27 protein-coding genes and 2 pseudogenes are annotated in these 23,361 nt (G+C 48.6%); 18 read left to right on the forward strand and 11 right to left on the reverse strand.

The annotated features are described in order from the left end of the window. The 3 genes and pseudogenes from C7N83_RS14705 to C7N83_RS15195 all read left to right on the forward strand — a co-directional run. Positions 1–277 (forward strand): annotated as a pseudogene (locus tag C7N83_RS14705) (IS1595 family transposase); the annotation flags it as partial. A 172-nt stretch (positions 278–449) separates the two neighbouring features. Continuing rightward, entirely contained in the window at positions 450–671 is a 222-nt protein-coding gene (locus tag C7N83_RS15190; RefSeq protein WP_211296595.1) for a hypothetical protein, read from the forward strand. Continuing rightward, positions 640–882, forward strand: a complete 243-nt coding sequence (locus tag C7N83_RS15195) for a hypothetical protein (RefSeq protein ID WP_211296596.1) — start codon at positions 640–642, stop codon at positions 880–882. Before C7N83_RS15190 ends, C7N83_RS15195 begins: the two co-directional genes overlap by 32 nt. A 132-nt stretch (positions 883–1,014) precedes the next feature. Here C7N83_RS15195 and C7N83_RS06340 read toward each other — a convergent pair whose 3' ends face one another. The 4 genes and pseudogenes from C7N83_RS06340 to mnmC1 form a co-directional block, all read right to left on the reverse strand. Continuing rightward, the gene (locus C7N83_RS06340; RefSeq protein WP_106741417.1) at positions 1,015–1,611 is read right to left on the reverse strand and encodes a DUF2238 domain-containing protein; all 597 of its coding nucleotides are present in this window, start codon (positions 1,609–1,611) and stop codon (positions 1,015–1,017) included. 91 nt (positions 1,612–1,702) lie between these two features. Beyond that, complete coding sequence (argS, locus tag C7N83_RS06345; RefSeq protein WP_106741418.1) at positions 1,703–3,427, reverse strand: arginine--tRNA ligase; 1,725 nt, start codon at positions 3,425–3,427, stop codon at positions 1,703–1,705. A gap of 130 nt (positions 3,428–3,557) precedes the next feature. Beyond that, positions 3,558–4,237, reverse strand: a pseudogene (locus C7N83_RS06350) (IS1595 family transposase). Positions 4,238–4,268: 31 nt separating this feature from the next. Beyond that, a complete protein-coding gene (gene mnmC1, locus C7N83_RS06355; protein WP_106741451.1) occupies positions 4,269–5,879 on the reverse strand; it encodes an FAD-dependent 5-carboxymethylaminomethyl-2-thiouridine(34) oxidoreductase MnmC1 in 1,611 nt (536 codons plus the stop codon). A gap of 139 nt (positions 5,880–6,018) precedes the next feature. Between mnmC1 and C7N83_RS06360 the strand changes: the two genes are divergently transcribed. From C7N83_RS06360 to ylqF, 9 genes are all read left to right on the forward strand, one after another. Then, positions 6,019–6,651, forward strand: a complete 633-nt coding sequence (locus C7N83_RS06360) for a phosphoribosylanthranilate isomerase (RefSeq protein ID WP_106741420.1) — start codon at positions 6,019–6,021, stop codon at positions 6,649–6,651. 2 nt (positions 6,652–6,653) lie between these two features. Continuing rightward, the gene (locus C7N83_RS06365) at positions 6,654–7,250 is read left to right on the forward strand and encodes a DNA glycosylase (protein ID WP_106741422.1); all 597 of its coding nucleotides are present in this window, start codon (positions 6,654–6,656) and stop codon (positions 7,248–7,250) included. A gap of 138 nt (positions 7,251–7,388) precedes the next feature. Continuing rightward, positions 7,389–8,591 carry a tryptophan synthase subunit beta gene (gene trpB, locus C7N83_RS06370; protein ID WP_106741424.1) on the forward strand — a complete coding sequence of 401 codons (1,203 nt, stop codon included), beginning with the start codon at positions 7,389–7,391 and terminating at the stop codon, positions 8,589–8,591. A gap of 221 nt (positions 8,592–8,812) precedes the next feature. Further along, positions 8,813–9,718 (forward strand): 4-hydroxybenzoate octaprenyltransferase, encoded by a 906-nt coding sequence (ubiA, locus tag C7N83_RS06375; protein ID WP_106741425.1) that lies wholly within the window; start codon positions 8,813–8,815, stop codon positions 9,716–9,718. 355 nt (positions 9,719–10,073) lie between these two features. Then, a complete protein-coding gene (gene ptsN / locus C7N83_RS06380) occupies positions 10,074–10,523 on the forward strand; it encodes a PTS IIA-like nitrogen regulatory protein PtsN (protein WP_106741427.1) in 450 nt (149 codons plus the stop codon). 2 nt (positions 10,524–10,525) lie between these two features. Further along, the gene (hprK, locus tag C7N83_RS06385; protein ID WP_106741428.1) at positions 10,526–11,488 is read left to right on the forward strand and encodes an HPr(Ser) kinase/phosphatase; all 963 of its coding nucleotides are present in this window, start codon (positions 10,526–10,528) and stop codon (positions 11,486–11,488) included. Further along, on the forward strand, positions 11,469–12,323 hold the full coding sequence (gene rapZ / locus C7N83_RS06390; RefSeq protein ID WP_106741430.1) for an RNase adapter RapZ: 855 nt from the start codon (positions 11,469–11,471) through the stop codon (positions 12,321–12,323). The genes hprK and rapZ overlap by 20 nt, the downstream gene beginning before the upstream one ends. Positions 12,324–12,361: 38 nt before the next feature. Next, positions 12,362–12,601 (forward strand): protocatechuate 3,4-dioxygenase, encoded by a 240-nt coding sequence (locus tag C7N83_RS06395; protein ID WP_106741431.1) that lies wholly within the window; start codon positions 12,362–12,364, stop codon positions 12,599–12,601. A gap of 107 nt (positions 12,602–12,708) precedes the next feature. Next, a complete protein-coding gene (gene ylqF / locus C7N83_RS06400) occupies positions 12,709–13,674 on the forward strand; it encodes a ribosome biogenesis GTPase YlqF (RefSeq protein WP_106741433.1) in 966 nt (321 codons plus the stop codon). Positions 13,675–13,766: 92 nt separating this feature from the next. Here ylqF and C7N83_RS06405 read toward each other — a convergent pair whose 3' ends face one another. The 5 genes from C7N83_RS06405 to C7N83_RS06425 all read right to left on the reverse strand — a co-directional run bounded on the left by C7N83_RS06405 (position 13,767) and on the right by C7N83_RS06425 (position 18,045). Continuing rightward, positions 13,767–14,066 carry an alpha/beta hydrolase gene (locus tag C7N83_RS06405; protein WP_211296597.1) on the reverse strand — a complete coding sequence of 100 codons (300 nt, stop codon included), beginning with the start codon at positions 14,064–14,066 and terminating at the stop codon, positions 13,767–13,769. A 55-nt stretch (positions 14,067–14,121) separates the two neighbouring features. Then, positions 14,122–15,189, reverse strand: coding sequence for an NADH:flavin oxidoreductase/NADH oxidase (locus C7N83_RS06410; RefSeq protein WP_106741436.1), 1,068 nt, complete (start codon positions 15,187–15,189; stop codon positions 14,122–14,124). Positions 15,190–15,262: 73 nt separating this feature from the next. Next, the gene (locus C7N83_RS06415; protein WP_106741438.1) at positions 15,263–16,165 is read right to left on the reverse strand and encodes a DMT family transporter; all 903 of its coding nucleotides are present in this window, start codon (positions 16,163–16,165) and stop codon (positions 15,263–15,265) included. 140 nt (positions 16,166–16,305) lie between these two features. Next, positions 16,306–17,322 carry an MBL fold metallo-hydrolase gene (locus tag C7N83_RS06420; RefSeq protein ID WP_106741439.1) on the reverse strand — a complete coding sequence of 339 codons (1,017 nt, stop codon included), beginning with the start codon at positions 17,320–17,322 and terminating at the stop codon, positions 16,306–16,308. A gap of 30 nt (positions 17,323–17,352) precedes the next feature. Beyond that, entirely contained in the window at positions 17,353–18,045 is a 693-nt protein-coding gene (locus C7N83_RS06425; protein ID WP_106741441.1) for a DsbA family oxidoreductase, read from the reverse strand. A 116-nt stretch (positions 18,046–18,161) separates the two neighbouring features. Between C7N83_RS06425 and C7N83_RS06430 the strand changes: the two genes are divergently transcribed. Further along, entirely contained in the window at positions 18,162–19,010 is an 849-nt protein-coding gene (locus C7N83_RS06430; RefSeq protein ID WP_245911152.1) for a LysR family transcriptional regulator, read from the forward strand. A gap of 32 nt (positions 19,011–19,042) precedes the next feature. Here the strand turns inward: C7N83_RS06430 and C7N83_RS06435 are convergent, their stop codons facing one another. Beyond that, positions 19,043–19,519, reverse strand: a complete 477-nt coding sequence (locus C7N83_RS06435) for a C40 family peptidase (RefSeq protein ID WP_106741442.1) — start codon at positions 19,517–19,519, stop codon at positions 19,043–19,045. 332 nt (positions 19,520–19,851) lie between these two features. Beyond that, positions 19,852–20,040, reverse strand: a complete 189-nt coding sequence (locus C7N83_RS06440; protein WP_106741444.1) for an alpha/beta hydrolase — start codon at positions 20,038–20,040, stop codon at positions 19,852–19,854. Between the two features lie 223 nt (positions 20,041–20,263). On the opposite strand from C7N83_RS06440, the gene C7N83_RS06445 reads away from it, so the two are divergent. From C7N83_RS06445 to C7N83_RS06465, 5 genes are all read left to right on the forward strand, one after another. Continuing rightward, positions 20,264–20,524, forward strand: coding sequence for a hypothetical protein (locus tag C7N83_RS06445; RefSeq protein WP_106741445.1), 261 nt, complete (start codon positions 20,264–20,266; stop codon positions 20,522–20,524). Positions 20,525–20,591: 67 nt separating this feature from the next. Beyond that, positions 20,592–21,017 (forward strand): hypothetical protein, encoded by a 426-nt coding sequence (locus C7N83_RS06450; RefSeq protein ID WP_106741447.1) that lies wholly within the window; start codon positions 20,592–20,594, stop codon positions 21,015–21,017. Between the two features lie 359 nt (positions 21,018–21,376). Next, positions 21,377–21,724, forward strand: a complete 348-nt coding sequence (locus tag C7N83_RS06455; RefSeq protein WP_170064836.1) for a hypothetical protein — start codon at positions 21,377–21,379, stop codon at positions 21,722–21,724. A gap of 35 nt (positions 21,725–21,759) precedes the next feature. Continuing rightward, a complete protein-coding gene (gene scpB, locus C7N83_RS06460; protein WP_106741449.1) occupies positions 21,760–22,383 on the forward strand; it encodes an SMC-Scp complex subunit ScpB in 624 nt (207 codons plus the stop codon). 729 nt (positions 22,384–23,112) lie between these two features. Continuing rightward, positions 23,113–23,361: hypothetical protein (locus tag C7N83_RS06465; protein WP_425437498.1), on the forward strand; the 249-nt coding region annotated here is incomplete at its 3' end.

Consider the following 23,361-nt stretch of genomic DNA (forward strand, 5'->3'; position numbering starts at 1 on the left):
TGTTTATGCCGGTAGTGACAGGGGCTGTGGCGTGCTTGATGCGGGCAGGTTCGCGCATCAGCGCATCAACCGTTCACAGCTTTTTGCAGACCGTCAAAACCCTATCGGCGGCATTGGAAATTGTTGGGACCGGGCGAAGTGCGTCTTGCGCAAATACAATGGGGTTGGCCGTAAATCTTTCCCGCTGTCTTTGAAAGAATGCAGGTTCCGCTTTGACTTCGGCACACCGTCCGGGCAGCTTGAAATGCTGCGGCAATGGTGTGGTGTTTGGGGCTAATCTGCGTCAGCCCCCCTCCCCACTTTAAAATATACAGACGCGTTAGCGCCATGCCTTATGACCCGAACCGGAAAGGTAGTCTGAACAAAAATTTTTCAGTTAGAGTAGATGTGCCAATCATCATGATGATAGACATCATTAATTATCTGTCTGCAAATCAAAGGGGAAAATCATGCTGCAAAAATCTACCATTCTGATGGCCGTATCCGCCACTTTAGCTTTAAGCTCTTGCGCCGCACTGCACAAACACGGTAAACCTTATAAACACAAATACCACCACGGCGAACGCGCCTGCAAAAAGACCAGTGAGGCGGAAATCGCCGCGTTGTTCGGGTGCTGGAACGATGCCTTGAAAACCGGCGATGCGAAAAGTGGTGGCCAATTATGCGCCTAAATCGATTTTGTTGCCGACCGTATCCAACACGCTGCGTTTGACCGCGGCCGAGAAAGAAAATTATTTCGTGCATTGGCTGCCAAACCGTCCATCGTGTGCCGTCAACAGCCGCCAAATCCAAATCGGCTGCAACACCGCGTTTGACGCCGGTATCTATACCTTCACCTACGCCAACGGTAAAAAGATTCCTGCCCGCTACACCTACACTTAGAATGGGATGGTCAAAACCGGTTCATCATCAGCCACTATTCTCCAGACGTGCCGGAAGCGGTGAAGTAAGTTATTCTAAACAAAGGCCGTCTGAACATTTTGTTCAGACGGCCTTTGTTTACTCAATTTAATTTCAACGCAGCGTCGTAGCAAAATGCTTTTTCCACACCAAACAAGCTAACATCACACACGCGCCGATGCCACACCACATCATGTCGGCCTGAGTATCCCACTCATAGCCTTGCGTGCCCAAAAACGCTTCTGCGCTTTGGCCGCTCAATACCGCCACCAGCCATTCAATCAATTCATACGCCGCACTGATGGCCATGCACACGCAAAGGGTTAGAAAAACCAACCATTTGTGGCTTTTCAGCACTTGGTTTCGCCACAAAATTTCCGCTGTAATGACCGCTGGTGAGAAGCCCTGCATAAAATGGCCGAGCTTGTCGTAATTGTTGCGTTTCCAACCCATCGGTTCTTTCAGCCAGTCAAACAGCGGTACTTCGGCATAAGTGTAATGCCCGCCGACAATCAGCACCACCGCATGAAACGTCATCACCCAATAGGCAAAATCACTGAAGCGGAAGCGATGGTAAGTAGCCGGCAGCAAAACCGCACCAATAACGGCAGGAGTGACTTCCAAGACCCAAGTCGGGTAATCTTTCGGGTTAATGCCCGACCAAATTAAGGTAGCGCCGACAATCGCCGGCATCAGATGATAACGGTTCATAAGTATCTTAAAAAATTAAAGCGGCATAATAGTATCAAGGCCGTCTGTAAAATATCTTTTCAGACGGCCTTGATGGTAATTAATGCATTAATTACATCATATCCAACGTATCAATACCCAATAAATCCAAGCCTTGTTTGAGCGTGTCGCCGGTGAGTTTGGAGAGTTGCAAACGGGTGTTGCGCGCTTGACCTTCCGCTTTCAAAATAGGACAGGCTTCGTAGAAGCGTGAGAACAGTGTTGCCACTTGGTAGAGATAGGCGGCCAAGTAGTGCGGATGGCTGCTCTCGGCGGTGTTGTGTAATACGTCCTCAAATTTCAGCAATTCCAGCGCAAGTTGTTTTTCCAAAGGTTCGGTCAAGGTCAAAGCCGCCGATGTATTCCGTTCGTCTTCGTTGGTTTTTTTGAATACCGACTGTACGCGGGTGTAAGCGTACTGCAGGTAAGGCGCGGTGTTGCCTTCAAAGCCCAACATCGCTTCCCAATCAAACACATAATCGCTGGTACGGTTTTTGCTTAAGTCGGCGTATTTCACTGCGCCTATACCGACCGTTTGGCCGATTTGGACAACTTCTTCCGTGCTTAAATCAGGGTTTTTGCTTTGCACCAATTCAGTGGCGCGCTCTACCGCTTCGTCCAGCAAATCCACCAGCTTCACCGTATCGCCCGAACGGGTTTTGAACGGTTTGCCGTCATTCCCCATCATGGTACCAAAGCCGATAAATTCAGCGGCTACATTATCAGGTAAATACCCGGCTTTGCGGGCAGTGCTGAATAATTGTTGGAAGTGTAAACTTTGCCGATGATCTACAATATATAATAAGCGATCTGCTTTTAATGTATCCACACGGTAGCGCAAGCAGGCCAAATCGGTGGATGCATAAAGAAAACCGCCGCCTTGCTTTTGCACGATAAACGCCGCTGGTTCGCCGTCTTTGTTTTTAAACTCATCTAAAAACACCACTTTCGCGCCGCCGTCTTCAACCGCTAAACCTTGCACCACCAAATCATCGACTACTGGCTGCAAATCGTTGTTGTAGATGGATTCGCCTGCCACATCTTCAGGGCGCAGTTTCAAGCCCAAAGTGTTGTAAACCGCTTGCGCATGGCTTAAGGAAACCTCAACAAACTGTTTCCACAACGCTTTTACCGTTTCATCACCGCCTTGCAGTTTTACCACATATTCACGCGCGGTATCCGCAAATTCAGGGCTTTCGTCAAAGCGCACTTTGGCGGCACGGTAGAATTGTTCCAAATCGGAAAGCTCAAAAGCGGCATTGTCTTTTTGCTGCTCCACCATATAGGCCACCAGCATGCCGAATTGTGTCCCCCAGTCGCCGACGTGGTTTTGACGGACGACTTTATCGCCTAAAAATTCCAATACGCGCGAAATGCTGTCGCCGATGATACTGGAACGCAAATGGCCGACGTGCATTTCTTTGGCTAAGTTCGGCGAAGAATAATCGATGACCACGGTTTTCGGTACGGTATTTCCAGCCATGCCTAAGCGGGCATCGGTTAAGGCCGTCTGAATGTTTTGTGCCAAAAAATCAGCGTGTAAACGCAGGTTGATAAAGCCCGGACCGGCCACTTCGGCAGATTCGATAACGGCGTTACCGGCCAGCGCATCGGCCACTTTTTGCGCCAATTCGCGCGGGTTTTGCCTGGCCTGTTTGGCTGCGCCCATCACGCCGTTGATTTGGAAATCGCCGAAATCGGCATTTTTGGCCGGTTGCAACACAACAGGCGCGCCGGCAATACCGGCAGCGGCAAAAGCGGCTTCGGCTTCGTGTGCGATGGTTTGGTGTAAATTCATGGCGTTTCAGTCTCTTTGAATAATGCAAATCATACTTTAATAATTTCTTCAGGCGGTATTCTAAGGGAAATCGGCCGTTTAAGACAGCACCAAGGCCGTCTGAAAGGATTATTTTTGGGGCTGACATAGATTAACCCCAAACATCACACCATTGCCGCAGCATTTCAAGCTGCCCGGACGGTGTGCCGAAGTTAAAGCCGGAATCTGCATCCTTTCAACAAGGACAGCGGGAAAGGTTTACGGCCAACCCCATTGTATTTGCGCAAGACGCACTTCGCCCGGTTCCAACAATTTCCAATACCGCCGATAGGGTTTTGACAGTCTGCAAAAAGCTGTGGACGGTTGATGCGCTGATGCCTGAACCTGCCCCGCATCAAGCACGCCACAGCCCCTGTCACTACCGGTATAAACAATGCTGTCAGGTGTTGTTTGCTGTTTGATAACCGGAAATAAGGCATCCTTTCCGTTATCCCCTGCAACGGCGGTACCAACCTTTCCCTGACGCTTTAAGGTGCCGGATACCGCCGTTTTTCCTGCTGCCGCGCGGCCGCGTTTGCCCTTGCGCCGACCGCCGAAATAACCCCCGTCCGGCCCGGTAGGGCCTCTGAAAACCCCGCCGGCTTCCTGCGCCAAATGACAGGCAGCCGCTTGGCGGGTTTTGCGGTAGGACAACATAGCCCAACCGGGTTGGATACCCAAAATATCAGCGGCTGCACGGGCGGTGGCTTCCGGTACGAAAAACCGGAGGAGTTTTCTTTGGACATTCTTTGTTAATTTGCAATGGTTATCTTTATTTTTGCCGTCTGACATGACGGCCAATCTGCTTCAGCCCCTTATTTTTTCAGACGGCTTTGGCGGACAGCAGCGGCTGATGGCGGATAATGGCACGAATCACGGCGCGGTTGGGATGCAGAGCCGCTTTTAAACGTGGTGACAAAGGTTGCGGCAGGTTTAAGATGTCCGCAGCCAGCGATGCGGCGCAAATCGGTGCGGTTGCCAAACCGCGCGTGCCGTGGGCGGTGTTGATCCAGACGTTGGGCAGGTAAGGGCAGGGGGTGTTGAGGCGGTAGTGTTTGTCTAAAGCTAATTTGGCATACACCTGCTGCATGGCAGCGATGTCGCCTACTGCACCCAACATCGGAAGATGGTCCAAACTGTCGCAGCGCAAGGCGGCATGTCCCTTGGATTCTGCCAAAGGATTGAGGCCGTCTGAAAACAGCGAGTCGGCCAGGTCGGCGTTTAAGGTGTGTAAAGCGGCGCGGTTTTCGGATTCTTCCTGCGGGTGCCATGTTTCATCGTTGCTGTTTAACACAAAAGTCGCGCCGTAGCAGTGCTGTTCCTGCCAGCCCGGACTGATGTAGCTTTCACCCGATAAGGCGCAACGCAGTTTGGCTGACAACGCGCTTGCCGCGGCGACACCGGTTTGGCCGCGGATTTGGCGCAACGGCAGAGCGGAAACATTGCGCTCGGGCGCATTCGGGCTGTGCGCGCCCATACAGTAAATCAGGTGTTCGGCGGTGAAGCGGCCTTGCGGCGTGTGTGCGGTCCAAGCCGTGCCGTCAAATTTAGTCGAACCTATCGGTGCGTGTTCGTGTACCCCAATCAAGGGATGATTCAATAAGGCGCATACCAATGCAGGCGGATTGAGCCATACGCCTTGAGGCCAATAGAGGCCGTCCGAACGGATGGCAATGCCTGCAATTTCTGCTGCCTGTCCGGCACTGACATGGCGGTATAAATGCGCATGATGGTGCTGCAAACCCAGCAGCTGATTGCGTTTGCGCTCGGTTTCGTTGAAATTGAGGTGCAATACGCCGTTGCCGCCCCACGAGTGTTGTTCGGGCAGCAAACCGGCCAACAGCTGTCGCGTGTAGCCGTAACCTGCCAGCAGCAATTCCGTTTGTTCGGTCGGATGCGGCGAAATTTTGGCATAAAGCAAACCTTGACGGTTACCCGAACCGGCGCAGGCGGTGTGACTGGCTCCAAGTACGGTCACGCGCACGCCGTGGTCGGCCAGCTCCCGCGCCGTTGCCGCACCGGCTATGCCTGCGCCGATAACGATGGCGTTTGTTGGTTTTGCCTTGCTTTCAATCGGGCTGAACCACGGTTTTACAGCGGTCTCGCGTTGTTCCACAGGTGTGGTTTGCCATTGTAAGGCTTGTGGGAAATGCGATTGAATATCGGCAGCACTTTCAGACGGTGCCAGCCACAAATGCACATCGGGCAACACGTTCAACAACACATTCATCGCATTAAATTGCAGGCAGCCGATTTTGCGCTTAATCGATTCGGCCAAGCTTTGCTCTAAAGCACTAGGGTTTTCAGACGGCCTGAATAACGGTATTTCACGCGTAGGCAGGCACACCGCCCAATAAATTGGTTTGGCGTGGCTATCGAGCGTGCGGGTGAGTTCGGTAAGGGTGGGAATGCCGTTCCAAGCAAGATAATTCATAATGAGGCCATCTGAAAAAGTGATATTGTAATGTGTAATTGGAGCCGGATTCATGATGCACTGCAAAAAACGGTTTATTTTTCAGACTGCCTTTGCTTTATAATAGGCCGTCTGAAAAGCCGAATGTTGAGGAATACCCATGACCCGAATCCGAACCAAAATCTGCGGTTTTACCCGTCCGGAAGATGCATATGCGGCGGCGCAATTAGGCGTTGATGCCGTCGGGCTGGTGTTTTTCGCCAAGAGTAAACGCGCAGTCGACATCAGACAGGCGCAGGCAATTGTTGCCGCTTTGCCGCCGTTTGTGACAGTGGTGGCTTTGTTTGTGAATGAAACGGCCGGACAAATCCGCGAAACCTTGCGCCAAGTACCGGTTGGTATGATTCAGTTTCACGGCGATGAGGATGATGCATTTTGCCGCCAGTTCGGCCGCCCTTATTTGAAGGCCGTGCGGGTGCGAGGTGAGGAAGACATTCATACGGCCTCGGGCAAATTCCCCAATGCACGCGCGCTGTTGTTTGATGCCTATCACCCCGGCGAATACGGCGGCACGGGTTTGCCGTTTGACTGGAAGCTTCTCACTGATTACCGCGGCAAACCGTGGGTGTTGGCAGGTGGTTTGACTGCGGACAACGTGGCCGAAGCAGTCAGAATCAGCGGCGCGGCGGCTGTGGACGTGTCCGGCGGCGTGGAAAGCAGTGGCGGCATTAAAGATGTGGCGAAAATAGCGGCTTTTTTAAAAGCTGCAGCACAAGCAGGTGGGCAGCCGTGAGCATGCAACCGATTATCGAAACCCATCCGTTTCCACCGATTCTGCCGCCCAACGCCAGTGTGATGATGATGGGTACGTTTCCGCCCAAAGACGACAAACGCGCCATGCAGTTTCATTACCCTAATTTTCAAAACGATATGTGGCGTATTTACGGCGAAGTGTTTTTTGGCGACAAAACGCATTTTCAAAGGCCGTCTGAAAAAACCTTTGATGCGGAAAAGATTATTGCCTTTTTGCACGAGCGCGGCATTGCCTCCTGTCCGACTGTATGGAAAGCAGTTCGTGAGCACGACAATGCTTCAGACAAATTTTTGAAAGTGGTCGAAACGGTGGATTTGGCGGCAGTGTTGCAGAAACTGCCGCATTGCAGGCATTTATTTACCACCGGCGGTAAGGCCACGGAAGTGCTGCTCGGTCTGCTGCCTGAAAAAACCGCCATGCCGAAAACAGGTGAAACCATCGGTTATGTTTACCAAGACCGCGCCTTGACGCTCACGCGCCTGCCTTCCACTTCGCGCGCCTATCCCTTAAGCTTTGACAGGAAAACGGCAGCGTATCGGGTGTTTTTCGAATTCGCCGGTTTGCTGGAGGCCGTCTGAAAAACATTGATTTTTTGTATGCCGACACGCGCATTCAGGCGGAAAATATGTGTATAATCGGCATTCATTAATAAATATCATTATTCCAAACGGCCTGTTGCGCTAAAGGCCGTCTGAACCACACAAAGGAATTCATTCATGCAAAACTATAACGCACCGGACAGTCAGGGATTTTTCGGCAGACACGGCGGCCTTTATGTACCGGAAACGTTGATTCCCGCGCTGGAAGGGTTGAAACAGGCGTATACCCAAGCGAAGCAGGATCCTGAATTTTGGGCGGCATTCGAGCATGATTTGAAACATTATGTCGGCCGTCCCAGCCCAGTTTGCCATGCCGGTCGTTTGAGCGAACATTTGGGCGGCGCGCAGATTTGGCTGAAACGTGAAGATTTGAACCACACCGGTGCGCATAAAGTGAATAACACCATCGGTCAGGCGCTGCTGGCCAAACGCATGGGTAAAAAACGCATGATTGCAGAAACCGGTGCCGGTCAGCACGGCGTGGCTTCGGCCACCGTGGCCGCGCGTTTCGGCATGACTTGTGATGTGTATATGGGCGCGGACGACATCCAACGCCAAATGCCGAACGTGTTCCGTATGAAATTATTGGGTGCCAACGTAGTCGGCGTAGAAAGCGGCAGCCGCACGCTGAAAGACGCGATGAACGAAGCGATGCGGGAATGGGTGGCGCGTGTAGATGATACTTTCTACATCATCGGCACCGCTGCCGGCCCTGCCCCGTATCCTGAAATGGTGCGCGATTTCCAATGTGTTATCGGTAACGAAGCTAAAAAGCAAATGCAGGAAGCTGTCGGCCGCCAGCCTGATGTGGCGGTGGCCTGTGTTGGCGGCGGTTCGAACGCCATCGGTTTGTTCCATCCGTATATCACTGAAGAAAACGTGCGTTTGGTGGGCGTGGAAGCAGGCGGCCGCGGTATGGATACGCCGGAACACGCCGCACCGATTACGTCTGGTGCGCCGATTGGCGTGTTGCACGGTTTCCGCAGCTATTTGATGCAGGATGAAGACGGCCAGATTTTGGGTACGCATTCGGTGTCTGCCGGTTTGGATTATCCGGGCATCGGTCCCGAACACAGCTACCTGCACGACATCGGCCGCGTGGAATATACCGTTGCCAGTGATGAGGCAGCCTTGAATGCCTTTGATTTATTGTGTCGGTTTGAAGGCATTATTCCGGCCTTGGAATCCAGCCACGCTTTGGCTTGGGCGGTTGAAAATGCGCCAAAAATGGCCAAAGACCAAGTCATTTTGGTGAATTTGTCCGGCCGCGGTGACAAAGACATCAATACCGTGGCGGCTTTAAAAGGCATTGAATTATAATCTTGAAATATGAGGGGCCGTCTGAAACATTCAGACGGCCTTTTTCCACCTAGGTAAAGCAGCGTTTCACAGCCGGTCTTCATTATGCAGCAGTAAAAAATGAGCCGGATGAATACCTAAAAACAAATCATTCCGCACGGTTTAGACTATAATGTCAAATAAAATGTGTTTGAAAACATAATATTCCGTTTGCCATGATTCCTTGATTTTCCCATCCGCACATGAACATAAGACGATTACTCCTGCGCTTTTTACCACGCTACGCGGTCGGGCGCATATTGATTTACGCGCGGCTCATGCGCGTGGAAAAACCTATTGGCACTTTATTATTGCTTTGGCCGACTTACTGGGCAATGTGGGTGGCCGCCAGAGGCTATCCGGGACATACCATTTTTTTCGCCTTCACCATCGGCACATTTCTTATGCGCAGCGCCGGTTGCGTGATTAACGATTTGGCCGACCGCAATTTCGACAGTGCGGTAGCACGCACCAAAAACCGCCCATTTGCCCGCGGACAAGTCACCAAGCCCGAAGCTTTGTTGCTGACCTTGATTTTGTGTTTGCTGGCAGCCATGTGCTTAGTGCCGATGAATGGACTGACTTGGCTGATGAGCTTGCCGGCTTTGTTCTTGGCAATGACTTATCCGTTTACCAAGCGTTTTTTTCCGATTCCGCAATTTTATTTGGGCCTGGCATTTTCATTCGGTATTCCCATGGCGTTTGCCGCGATTACCAATACCGTGCCGCCGGTCGCGTGGCTGATTTTTGTCGCCAATGCCTTATGGACCTTGGCTTACGACACGATTTATGCCATGGCGGATAAAGAAGACGATTTGAAAATCGGTATCAAAACATCGGCTGTGACTTTCGGCCGGCATGATATTGCGATGGTGATGTTGTGCCATCTTTGGTTTACCGTATTAATGGCCGTATTGGGCTTGAAAATCGGCGCGACGTGGCCTTATTGGCTGGTGCTGCCGATTACCGCTTGGTGGCAGACCAATCAATACCACGCGATTAAAACACGCGACCGCCAAGTATGTTTCCATACCTTTTTGGAAAACAACCGCATAGGTTTGGCTTGGTTTTTAGGCTTGGTCGGCCATTATTTGTGGCAGCTGATTTAAAATGGAAGGCCGGTCTTGAGGCCGTCTGAAAAATATCCGTCTGTAATGGCAGGTATTTTTCGAATAGAATAATTTGGGCAGCAAAAATAGCGTTGGCGGAATTTGAAAAACCTGCCGCGCCCGATTCAAACCTACGGTTGCAGCAATAGTATGCGGATAAGATAAAATATTTTAATTATCATTTTATTTCAAAGGTTTAAGATTTTGATGAAATAAGGTGGCAATGTTAAAAATCATTAAAATGCCGTCCGAAAACGTCAGTCTTTTTAATGTAAATTGTACGCACAGGATTGAGATTTACGCCGACTGTCGGTACAATTCCATCTTGTTTTGCTACCTCTTAAAAGAGATTCCTATGAGCCTGATTGGCGAAATTCTACCGTTGTCCCATATTAAATTGGATGTGGAAGTCAGCAGCAAAAAACGCTTGTTTGAGCAAGCTGGCCTGTTGTTGGAAAACGAAGCAGGGCTGCCGCGGGCAGATGTGTTCGAATGCCTGTTTGCCCGCGAAAAATTGGGTACGACCGGTTTGGGGCAAAGTGTGGCGATTCCACACGGTCGCGATGCCTGCGTGAAAAAGGCAGTTGGTGCGTTTATCCGCACCAAAGAGCCGATTCCTTTTGATGCCCCCGACGGCAAGCCGGTGTCGCTGGTGTTTGTGTTGTTGGTGCCGGAAAATGCCACCGGCGAGCATTTGGAAGTGTTGTCGAAACTGGCCGGAAAATTTTCCCAAAAAGCCGTGCGCGAAGCACTGATGACGGCTTCCGGTGCCGAAGAAGTGCAAAAATTATTGACGGAAGGGTAACCATGCCGAGCATCTCTGTCCGCCGTCTGTATTCCGATAATCAGCACAAGCTGCAACTGGCTTGGGCCGCAGGCAATTCAGGCGCGGACAACCGCATCGGTGTTGAGGCCGACAAGCCCGTTTTGGCGCTGGTCGGCCATTTGAATTTTATCCATCCCAACCAGATTCAAGTAGTCGGTGTGGCCGAAGCCGAATACCTCAAACGCTTGGAATCGGGTGAATTGAATTATGATTTCGGCGAATTGTTCGATATTCCGATGGCTTTGGTGATTGTAGCCAACGGTTTGCCTGTGTCGCCAAAATTGCGCGACTATTGCCATACCAACAGTATTCCGCTGCTCACATCTAAGTTGGAAAGCCCGTATTTGATGGATGTTTTGCGGATTTACCTGCAACGCACGCTGGCCACTTCGGTTACCAAACACGGTGTTTTCTTGGATGTATTTGAAATAGGCGTCTTGATTACCGGCCATTCCGGCTTGGGAAAAAGTGAATTGGCCTTAGAGCTAATTTCACGCGGCCACAGCTTGATTGCCGATGATGCCGTCGAATTGTTCCGCACCGGCCCCGAAGTTTTGGAAGGCCGCTGCCCGCCGATGCTGCGCGATTTTTTGGAAGTGCGCGGTTTGGGTGTGTTGAATATCCGTCATATCTTCGGCGAAACTTCGATTCGCCCGAAAAAAATCTTACAATTAATTATTAACCTGATTCCGGCCGATGACGAATACATGAAGCAGCTCGACCGCTTGAGTATCCGTACCGAAACCGAATCCATTCTCAACGTCAATGTCCGATCCGTTATGCTGCCCGTGGCAGTCGGCCGGAATTTGTCGGTATTGGTTGAAGCTGCGGTGCGCAATTATATTTTGCAGTTGCGCGGAAAAGACAGCACCCGAGAATTTTTAGAACGCCATCAAATGCTGCTGAAAGAAAACGAACAAAGTCATGAAAATAGTATTAATTAGCGGTCTTTCCGGTTCGGGAAAATCTGTTGCTCTCAAACAACTGGAAGACTTAGGTTATTACTGTGTCGATAATCTGCCCTTGGAATTGCTGCCGTCTTTGGTATTGCATCACGTCGAACGCGATGAAGTGGGCAGTTTGGGCGTGAGTGTCGATATCCGTTCCAAAATCGACATTGATCAGGTCGAAGCGCAAATCCAATATTTGCGCAACCAAGGCCATCAGGTTGAAGTGTTGTTTATTGAAGCGGAAGAGAGTGTATTGGTACGCCGCTTTTCCGAAACACGCCGCGGCCACCCTTTATCGGGCCATAACCTGACTTTGCTCGAAAGTTTGCATGAAGAGCGAGTATGGCTGTTCCCGTTGCGCCAGATGGCCTATTGCATTGACACTTCGAGAATGAACGCGCAGCAATTGCGTCATGCCGTACAACAATGGCTCAACATCGAACGCCGCGGTTTATTGGTGGTTTTGGAATCGTTCGGCTTCAAATACGGCGTGCCGAACAATGCCGATTTTATGTTTGACATGCGCAGCCTGCCCAACCCTTATTATGATCCTGAATTGCGTCCGTTTAACGGTATGAACAAAGAAATTCAGGATTATCTGGATCAGCAGCCGCTGGTGCAGGAAATGGTGAACGACATCGATCAGTTTATCAACCGCTGGCTGCCGCGCATGCAGCAGGAAAGCCGCAGCTACGTCACCATCGGCATCGGTTGTACCGGCGGGCAACACCGCTCCGTATATGTGGTAGAACAACTGGCCGAACGCCTGGCCGGGAAATACGAATTGATAGTGCGCCACCGCCAAGCGCAAAACCTTGCCGGCCGCTGATTTTCAGACGGCCTCCATAAAAAAATAAGGACAAAATGATGACTGCAAAAACCGTGTTTCCATTATACGCCGCGCTACTGCTGGCCGGCTGCAACGCCGCTACCGTTACGCCTTACCGCTGGCATCAATCCGGCATGAGCGAAAGCGACGTTGCCCGCCAGCAGCGAACCTGCATTTCCCAAGCCAAGCACGATGCCAAACAAGGCAGACAGCCAAAATCACTGGAACAATGCATGGATGAAGCCGGCTATTACCGCTACATTACCGGCAACATGTAAGCACGAAACATACCAAAGGCCGTCTGAAAAGGTTAAAATCCTTTTTCAGACGGCCTTTCATGCTGAATCAGCCGCCTTAAAAAACACCCAATTACAGAAAGCACAACATGGCAATCCAATGGTTCCCCGGCCACATGAACAAGGCCAAAAAAGCCATCGGCGACCGCATTAAAACCGTCGACATGGTCATCGAAATGCTTGACGCACGTTTGCCTGCCTCAAGCGAAAACCCTTTATTGGCGCAATTGTCGCATGGCAAGCCAAAACTGAAAATCCTCAATAAACAAGACCTTGCCGACCCGGAGCGTACCCGAGTCTGGACCAACCACTACAACAGCCAAACCGATACCCAAGCCATCGCACTTGATTCATCCGAAAAAGGTGCGCATGTCAAAATCACCCAAGCCTGCCGCAAAATGATGCCCAACCGCGGCGGTATCGGCAAACCTTTGCGCGTGTTGATTTGCGGCATTCCCAATGTTGGTAAGTCCACTTTAATCAACGGTATGATCGGTAAAAAATCTGCCAAAACCGGCAACGAACCTGGCATCACCAAAGCCGAACAACGCTTGTTTCTCGCCGACGATTTCTGGCTTTACGATACCCCCGGTATGCTGTGGCCGAAAATCATCGTTGAAGAATCCGGCTACAACTTGGCCGCCAGCGGTGCGGTCGGCCGCAATGCATTGGACGAAGAAGAAGTCGTACTCGAACTTTTAGACTACCTGCGCCGCCATTATCTGCCTCTGCTGCAGGAACGCTACCAAGCCGACAAAGATTCCAGCAGCCATTGGGACGATGTGGCATGGTTTGAATGGGTTGCCAAAAAGCGCGGTTCTTTACTCGGCGGCGGCCGCATCAATTACCAAAAAGCCGCTGAAAATATCCTCACCGATTTCCGTGACGGCCAAATCGGCCGCATCACTTTGGAAACACCAAACCAATGGGAAGTATGGCTGAAAAAAGCCCGCCAAAAAGAAGCCGTTCTAAAAGCCATGCGCGATGCGAGGAAAGCAGAGCGCAAAGGACATAAGCCGCAAGAAAGCGGTGAATATGGTTCAGACGGCCTTTAGGGATCGAAGGCCGTCTGAAAACTTGTAATCTCAAATAAATAAAATAAAGGATAAAATTAATTCATGAAAGTGAATCCATTTATTTGGCAAAACTATATAGAAAGCGATAAGGGTAAAAAAGCAATCAAATTATTTGAGAAGGTTAATCCAAAGATATTCGAATTAGATTTGCATGGATATTTTTTAGATTCAGAAACAATTAATAATATAAGGGTAAAATTATCGCCTTGTAAGTTATACCAACCGGTCACGATTTGATTATCCGCCCAAGTGACGCGGCATTTGGGTGCGGTCGGCAGCACAAAGCGGGTGTTTGGCAAATACTGTTGCAAGTAGCGCGCAACAGGCGTAAACATCTCGCCTGATGTGGTTAAGCCGTGCAGCAAAATCACGCAGGATTCCACCGCACTTTACATTTAAAATCACAGGTTTCGGATACTGCATCAATTAAAATCCCCGCGCATAAGGGGTCGGCACAAATTCCAACGGTTTGCCGTCTTTCGCGTTTTGGCGGTATTGCGCATTCAGCAGCCAATACGGATCACGCAATAAACCGCGACCGATAGCGACCAAATCGGCATCGCCCGAACCCAACACATAATCCGCCAATGCCGGATCCTCAAGCATACCCACCGCAATCACCGGTTTGCCGGTCGCCTGTTTTACCATTCTCGCCAAATACACCTGATAACCGGCTGCCACAGTTGGGGCGAAATCTTTATTCAAATTACCGTCACCGCCGCCCGACACATCCAACACATCCGCACCAGCATCCGAAAAGCGTTTTGCCACTTCGACGCCATACTCAGCAGAAAAACCGTCATCGCTGTATTCTTGCGCAGAAATACGCATAAAAAGCGGCATATCAGACGGCATCACCGCTTTGGCTGCCTGAATCACTTCCACACCGAACAAGCATTTATCTTGGCCGTATTTATCCGTGCGCTGATTCATTTTCGGCGAATAGAATTGGTGGATCAAATAGCCGTGCGCACCGTGAATTTCAATGGCGTCAAAGCCAATTTCAACCGCACGTTTCACCGAGTTTTGGAATAACTGCACGGTCTGCTCAACCTCTTCCGTGCTTAATGCACGCGGGGTTTGATACGTCCATTGAGTTTTATCGCTGGTAACACTTTCATTTTGAATAATGGCGGACGACGACACAACATCATCGCTACCCAAGGCTTTACGCCCTGCGTGGCCGATTTGTACCGCCACTTTTGCACTTTGCGCGTGGCAGGCATCCACAATGCGTTTAAGTGCCTGTTGTTGCTCGTCATTCCACAAGCCTAAGCAGTTCGGTGAAATACGCCCGTTCGGTGCGATATTGGTCATTTCAATAATAATCAAGCCCACCCTGCCAACGGCACGGCTGACATAATGCACAAAATGCCAATCATTCGCCACACCGTCTTTCGCCACATATTGACACATAGGCGGCATCACCACGCGGTTTTTTAGTTGTAGATTCTTGACTTGAAAGGGTTCTGTCAGATAACGGAATTTTGCCATGTTATGCTCCTTAATTATTGTTTTATGATTGTATAAATAATAGCATCCTACTCAGAATGAGCCATTAAAAATTTTATTTTTTACTGCGGAACAGATGTCTGATTTTGCTGATATTTAAACGATACAACACCAACGCTGCCAAAATAAACACGCAGCCGATAATTTTTGAAGTAGAGAGAATTTCTGACATAAAAATCACGCTGAGCAGCATTGTCCAAACCGGTTCTAAAATCATAATCAACGCGCCGTTGCCGATATCGCTTAATTTTTGCCCCAAGGTTTGCAGCAAGAAACGGGCATTCGTGCCGATTAATACGCTTAACCCCAGCCACATCCAAGTTGTACCGCCGATATGAGCAGGCATCGGTTCGACGATTAAGGCGTAAATGCCGCAAGAAAGGCCGACCATCCCCAGTTGAATAGTGGTGAGTGCCAACACCGGCACATTTTGTGAATAACGCGCATTCAATACAAATTGAATCCCTGCCCAAAGTGCGGTCAATAAGAAGAAAATTGTGTCTAATTGCACACCGCCGCTACTGCTGCCACCCGCACCGCCGGAGGCTAAAAAATACATACCGGCTACGGCAATCGGCAACGAGAGCCAGAATTGCGGAATCGGACGGATTTTATAAATCAGCCACGCAATCAACGGTGCGGCAAGCATCGCCAAGCTTAATAAGAATGCACCTTTTCCCAGTTCAGTAGTAAATTTCACGCCCAATACCCAGAAAAATAAATACAGGCTGAACGACAAACCGACGAGGGCGCTTTGTTTCCATTGCTGTTTGTTTAAACCGCGCAACTGTTTCCACGCAAACGGCAGGAATAATAAGGCGGCTGCGGAAAAACGCAGGCTGACGAACATTACCGCCGGTAATTCGGCAATCGCACTTTTTGAAAATAACCAACCGAGCGCGGCGGCAATAGTAGCAGCAAATAAAATCCATTCGCCGCGGTGTTTTGCAAAAGACATATCAAACTCCTATAAAAAAGACCGCTCTTGCCCCAAATTCCAAAATTAAAAGAGCAAGGCGGGCGAGTGCAGACAGTAGTACGGCAAACGAGCTCAACGCAGCTATTTTAATTTTGGGGCTGCAAGCGGTCGGTTTTTGCTTATTTTTTGCGAATCAACGTATATTCCACCGGAATCCAGCGATAGCCGCCGTCTTTGGTTTCACGGATATGGCCTAAACCTGGGAATGGTAAATGTGCACCGGCAACCAAAATTTCGCCTTTGGCAATTTCAGGCAGCATTTTCAGACGGCTTTTGCGCGCAGAAATAGAGTCGGCATCAAAATCTACTGCCACTTCAGGGTGCTGCATCTGAATCGCGTGGTTGTGCATTAAATCACCCCATACCAGCATTTTTTTGCCTTTTGATTCAAATTCAAAACCGCTGTGTCCCGGGGTATGACCGAATAATGGGATGGATTTCACATTCGGAATCACTTCATCACCGGCATTGTAGAATTTCACTTTATCCGCTTTGAGATAAGGCGCAGCCGCCTCACGTGCCCATTGCACAAACGGTTTCGCATTGTCGGAAATTTTGTCCATCGGGGTATCTAACCAAAAAGATTTCTCTTGGTTCGGCAAATAAATCGTGGCATTTGGGAACACCATTTTGCCGTCCACCGTGACACCGCTGAAATGATCCGCGTGCATATGAGTCGGTAAAATCACATCGACTTGATCCGCGCGATAACCGGCAGCCTCTAAGCTTTTTAACAACGAGCCTTTTTCATCCACAAAAATAGGGGCTTGCACATCACCTTTACCGGCATCCACTAAAATCAGGTTGTCGCCCGTGTTGACCAAAAACGCAATAATCGCCGTATCCACGCCGCCGGTTGCCGTACGCGGGGAAAATTCGTGATTAATCATCGCCTCTAATTCGGCCTGGCTTAATTTGCTGTAATTGGCGAACAAAGCAGAATCCAATGACGCAGCACCGTCATACAATGCCGTTACTTCAATATCGCCCAACATTTGACGGTAATAGCCCGGCACTTGGGTTAATTGCATCGGTACGGCATTTTTCGCCGGTGTATGGGTCGGCGCAGCTTGAGTAGTCATCGCGGTACCGCTTAAAGTCAATGCCAATAGTGTGGTTAAAATCGTTTTTTTCATTGTTTTTTCTCTTTATCTATTGTTTAAATCTTAATGGCAACCATCAATCCCACAGCTTGCGCCTTCGGCAAATTGTGCGTTGTTTTCTTGATAAACCTGTTTCAGCAATGCTAAGAACTGTGCAGGCGGTTGTGAACCGGCAACCGGAATTTCGCCATTAACCATAAAAAACGGTACGGCTTGTACACCGATTTGTTTGGCTTGATTTTCATCACCGCGTACCGCATCGGCAAATAAATCGCTGTCTAGAAAGGTTTCTACTTCGGCTTTATCCAAACCGATTTCCGTTGCCAACTGCACTAAGTTTTCACGTTTTGCCAACGGCAGGTTGTCGGTGAAATAGGCTTTCATCAAACGCGCGTACATTTCCGCACCTTTGCCTTTGCTTTCGGCAAATTTGGTTAAACGGTGCGCCTCAAAGGTATTGGTGTTTTGCATGTGTTCGTAATCCATATTGATTCCCGCTCGTTGTGCCAAACCTTCGATATGGCGGATCATTTCAATCGCACCTTCCGGGGTTTTGCGGTATTTCCACTCAATACGGCCTTGCGTGGTGCTGGTCACTTCATTGGTCATATCCGGGTAAAGCTCGTAGGCTTTGTGCACGATTTCCACATCGTCTGCATGCTCGAATTGCGCCAATGCCTGTTCTAAATAACCTTGACCGATATAGCAAAACGGGCAAGCGTAGTCGGAATACATTTCAATTTTGATTGTGTTCATTTTAAAGCTCCTGTTTGAAGGCTTAATTCCAGCACTTCGTGTTCGTTTAAGTTCGGTGCATTTTATATCTTGTTTTTGCACGATAACAGGCTTAAAATTCGCATTAATGTTTATTTATGCACAATAAAACTATGAATCTTGACTGGAACGACCTACACTACTTTATTCTGTTAGTCGAAAAACAGACCCTCACCGCCACAGCCAACGCTCTTGAAGTGGAGCACTCTACCGTTTCCCGCCGTATTGAACGGTTGGAAAAACAGCTGGCGGTGCATCTGTTTGACCGCATCAACAAACGCTATCTGCTCACCGATGAAGGCAAACGCCTGTATGACGAGGCGAAAAAGCTGCAACTGAATATTCACCAGTTCACCCAAACCGCAAAAGACAGCCGTCAGTCCATTGACGAAGTAGCGGTGTCTATACCACCCTTTGTCGCAAAGGGGCTGATTGCACCGCACTTAGGGGCGTTTTACCAACGTTTCAACAATATCCGCCTAGTGCTGCAAAGCGAATCGGGCGTCAGCAATCTGCACCAGCGCCAAGCTGATATCGCTCTACGTATCGCCAAACCGCAACAAGATGATTTAGTCGCCAAACGCCTGCGCAATGTGCATTATTATTGGTATGCCCACCCGCACTATCTTGAGCACACGCCGTCTGAAAAACGACAATATATGAGCCTGAATTTAAGCGGCACGCACGGCGATTGGCTACAAACGGAACTCACCGGCAAAACCGTGCGCTTTGTTTGTAATGATTTCCAACTGATGAAATCTGCAATTCAGCAACAAGTCGGTATCGGTCTGCTGCCGGATTGTTATGCGGAAGATACGGATTTTGTGCAAGTCGATTCAAACAGCACGTTTAGCGCACCGATGTATTTGGTCATGCACGAAGATGTCCGCCACGCGCAGAAGGTGAGGGCGGTGGCGGATTTTTTGATTGAGGTGTTGGGGGAATAGCACAAAGATACTTGAAATGCGATGTCGATCATTTAGGGCTTTGTATTTTGCGTCGTCTCTGCTACATCGCAAGTGGTATTCCACGGCGTTTTTTGGCATTGAAGATGACCAACGTATTGCAGGCGGCTGATCGGCGTGACGGAGGCAATATCACCTTCGCGCATATGTAAAATATCTGCCGGATTAACCCATTCTGGTTCGGTTTCGGTAAGCGGTTTACCGGTACGATTAAAGGCCTTGACTACAAATTGCGAGCAGAAAAAGCGTTCGCTGGAAAATGGCGTAACCTGCACCACAGTGAGTGCGTTCATACACCAACGGCGTACGTGGCGGGGAATTACAGGTAAATCACAGGCGTGGCGGGTGATGGAGTACGGCACTTGCTTAGCAATACCGACAAAATTGTATTTTTCTCCCTGCTCTTCATAAGCAAATGTGCGGATTTTTGCTACATCGTCAGCAGTGAGATCAGGCTGGCGAAATGCCGCGGTTAGCGTGGTAGATTTCAAAGCATCGGCAAGCGGCTGAATTTGAATACCGGAGCCTACCGCTTCGGCAATCTCGCCATCGCCTAAATAATAGATATAGGCGTGACTGACGGAAGTGTTATTGATCGGGCGAACTGAGCCACTTCATGCTCCATCGGATAATGGTGCAAAGTAAATTCCCGATTTTCACTTAACAGCTGATATCCCGATTCGCTGTGTGCAAAGGGAATCGAGTTGTCGTAATGCCCTTAGGCGGCGAAAATCGGTGTGTTGCGGTTTGCATCAGTCTGTTTTTCCTGCCAGACATCAGGCTGCGGCAGATAGCTGGATAAGCTGAACACCTTGGCCAACGTTTACGGATAGAGCAATCCGCCAAGCAATGAAATCGCGCCGCCTTGGGAAAATCCGCCAATGGCAATTTTTTGCGGATCAAAGCCTTGCGCGGTTAAATCATCCAGCAAACCGTGCAGATAATTCACCGACTGCAAAATGCCGTCTGAATCTTCATTCGTTGTAATAATATAGTTGATGAATTTGTATATTCAAATTATCAGAATTATGAGATAGATAGTAATTTATCCGTTAATAATATTATGAGTAATTTAACGGAAAATGGGATTGTTTTCAGTGATGAAAGCGGAGATAATTATGAAATTAAACCTGATTTAACTTGGTATCTAGAGCATATTGTTCCTATTTCTTGTTGGCTTTATCGTTTAAACCCCTAATTATTTTAAACCCTATTTCTTTATTCATAATGCTGATTTGCTAACCACTATTGCTGATGGTTTTGGCATAGCTTTGCCATTGATGCCGCTTAAACGTGACAGACAAGCAAAATTTGAATATTATTTTGCGATATGCAAGGCACTTAATGAGTTTGAACAAGAAAATAGATTCAGTCCGGCACAAATGTGTGCATTTTTGTATGATTTTTGTCCCCAGTACTTTCAAAAAAACATTTCAAAGCAAGAGCTCCCTCCTCCAACTCAAGTATGGTTTGTAGGTAATAAAAAGGATAGATAATTTTGACTCAGCTTCTATTCATTTTCGGCAAGGTAATTTAGATACCAAACGTGGAGATATTATTGTTATGTATTGTCTTACTCCACGAAGTTATATTCACTCTATTTGGCGTGCAGAAAGAGATGGTATTGCGTCACCATTTTTTCATTGGTATAGCAGTATCTATATCAGTAATGGTCAAAAAATCACACCAATTCCATTAAGTCTATTAAAAAATGATGAACATTTTTCAAAAAACAAATTAATAAAAAAGAATCTTCAAGGTATCAATGGTTATCCTTTATCGGTAGATGACTACCATCATTTAATCGATTTGATTGCTAGAAATGTCGATGATATAAGTAATCTTCCCCAATTATTTGCTCCTAGTTATGATAAAAATGCTCTCTTAAAAACAGAGCGTGATGTTGAAGTCAATCTGATTGAGCCTTTTTTAAAAGATTTGGATAATCAGAAATCTTGGGTAAGGCAATTAACTGTAAAAATGGGGTGAGGTGAAAAAGTTTATCCCGATTATGTCTTGTTAAGCAAAACACGGAAAGGGTATGAGCAGGCGAGTATATTATGTGAAGCTAAGTTTCATATCCAAAATAATCAAGAGTTAGAAAAGGCTTTTCGTCAGGTATGATCTTATGGCTTAAGGCTCTGTGCTGATTTATTGATTATTGCTGATAAAGATGTAATTTGACTTTTTAAAAGAAATTAACAAGGTTTTGACCGTAACCGTTATAGTAAATTTGTCTGGAAAAATTTAGAAAATACGGATGAATTTAATAAGCTAACTAAATTAATAAAAAGTCATTTCAAAAAATAGAAAATAAATTAACCTTCCGACTAAATTAGGAAATTTCCATGCCTTCAAAATCTTTATCTTTTTTATTGACCGCTCTGCTTCTAACCGCCTGCGCAGTTTCAGACGGCCAATCTTCTGCTGAGAAACGCATCTCAGTATATAAATCCGATGGTTCGCGCCAATGTGAGAGTGGCAGTGGTGTGAGTGTGCAAGAGATGCTGCGCGAGCTGGGCAGCATTAAGGTTTATGCCGCACAGGCGGATGTGTTGCACGGAGTCGCGTTTCCAGCGGTTTGCGGCGGAGGTACGCCAAACATCAATGTTTATGTGATTGATGCGAAAAATCTGAAAAAAGTGCAGCAGAGGGGATTTCATTTGTTGCAAAACAAAGGCTTTGGTATGTTTTGACGGTTAAGGCCGTCTGAAAAAGATTGACGATTAAAATGAACGAAAAAATTTCTCCTGAGGCGCTGATTGAAGCAGCATTGCTCACACAAGTCGAACCTTTAAGTGAAAAGGCGATGCGCGAGTTGTGTGCGCCGCCGTTGTCGCAAGATAAGTTAATTGATGTGTTGTCGAATTTGAAAACGCGCTGGCAAAACCGCGCGCTGCAATTAGTGCATACGCATGAAGGCTGGCGCTTTCAGATTGTTCAGGCAGTGTTTGAGCGGCTTGGCAGTTTGCAGGAGCAGCGTGCGCCACGCTATTCGCGTGCGGTAATGGAAACGCTGGCGATTATTGCCTATCAGCAGCCGGTCACACGTGGCGATATTGAAGGAATTCGTGGGGTGACAGTGTCGCAAAATGTGATGCAGACCTTACAGGAACGGGGTTGGATTGAGGTCATCGGCCAGCGTGATTCGGTCGGTAGGCCGTCACTTTGGGCAACCACGGCACGGTTTTTGAGTGATTTAAATTTAGATAGTTTGGAAGAGTTGCCGCCGTTGACCGAATTGGGCGAGCTGGTGTTGCCGGATTTGACAGACCCGCCGCCGACAGGTGATGACGATGAACATGAAACAGAATCGGCGCAAGTTGCCAGGCATTCGGACTCGCTTTTGAACTGAATCAAGGCTGTCTGAAAACCGATGGAGATGAGGGGTTTCAGGCAGCCTGATTTTATTGGGCTTTTGGGACATTAGGAATGATAAAAACCGCCGGAAGCCTTATCATACAGGCCTTTTAGCGGTTTTTACCAACATTTATAAAAAGTACCCTTTTTGCCATCAAAACAGCCCGGTGAAGAACCGCCGTAAAAACGGCAGGCAAAGATATAAATGCCCCCTGTGTAACACGTATCTCCCCACCCCAAAACCCGCATCCCCCGGGCTGCCCGCATACGGATACACCCACGGCAGGCAGACCTGTCGTCACCACCGCAACGGGAAAACCATCCGCCGTAAAACCAAACAAGCCCTTTCAAAGCCTATTTAATCGGAAAAGACTGCCGCCAATACCATCCTTCGGCCGCGGGTTCGGTGTCATGGTATTTCTGAACCGGCTATTGCCGTTTGACTTAAAAATGAGTACAAGTTTTTCCCATGCCGTCTGAAACCTGAAATCCGTCATTCCCGCGCAGGCGGGAATCCGGAACGTTGGTTTTCAGTAATTTTTTACAAGTTCCCGTCCCAACGGAACCGGATTTACGCCTGAGCGGGAATGACGGCATTTGGATATTTCTGTGCCCGTTATTTAGTAAGACAGCTATAAACGGTAAGACAGTCTGTCTCCAATTTGCAGGACATGAAACCATTGCACTGCATCCGGCAGAATGAGGGGCTGTTAAAGAAAAAGGGATGGGTATACAGGGCATTAGCGCAGGCGGGTTTGGCGGTCTGAACAGCCTGTCCCCCGGTATTCCGTTCCAACCCGGCCCGTTTCACCGGCAGGGCATCATCCGGAGATACCCGGCCCGCCATCCGGAATCCGCAGCAGCCAAAGCATTAAAGGCCTTGGCAGACGGTATGTTTAATCCAACCCAAACCGGATTTCAGACGGCCTTGGCAGCGTGGTATGAAACGCATAAAGGCTATTTAAACGGGCGC

The organism is Neisseria iguanae, assembly GCF_003013245.1.
Lineage (GTDB): Bacteria > Pseudomonadota > Gammaproteobacteria > Burkholderiales > Neisseriaceae > Neisseria > Neisseria iguanae.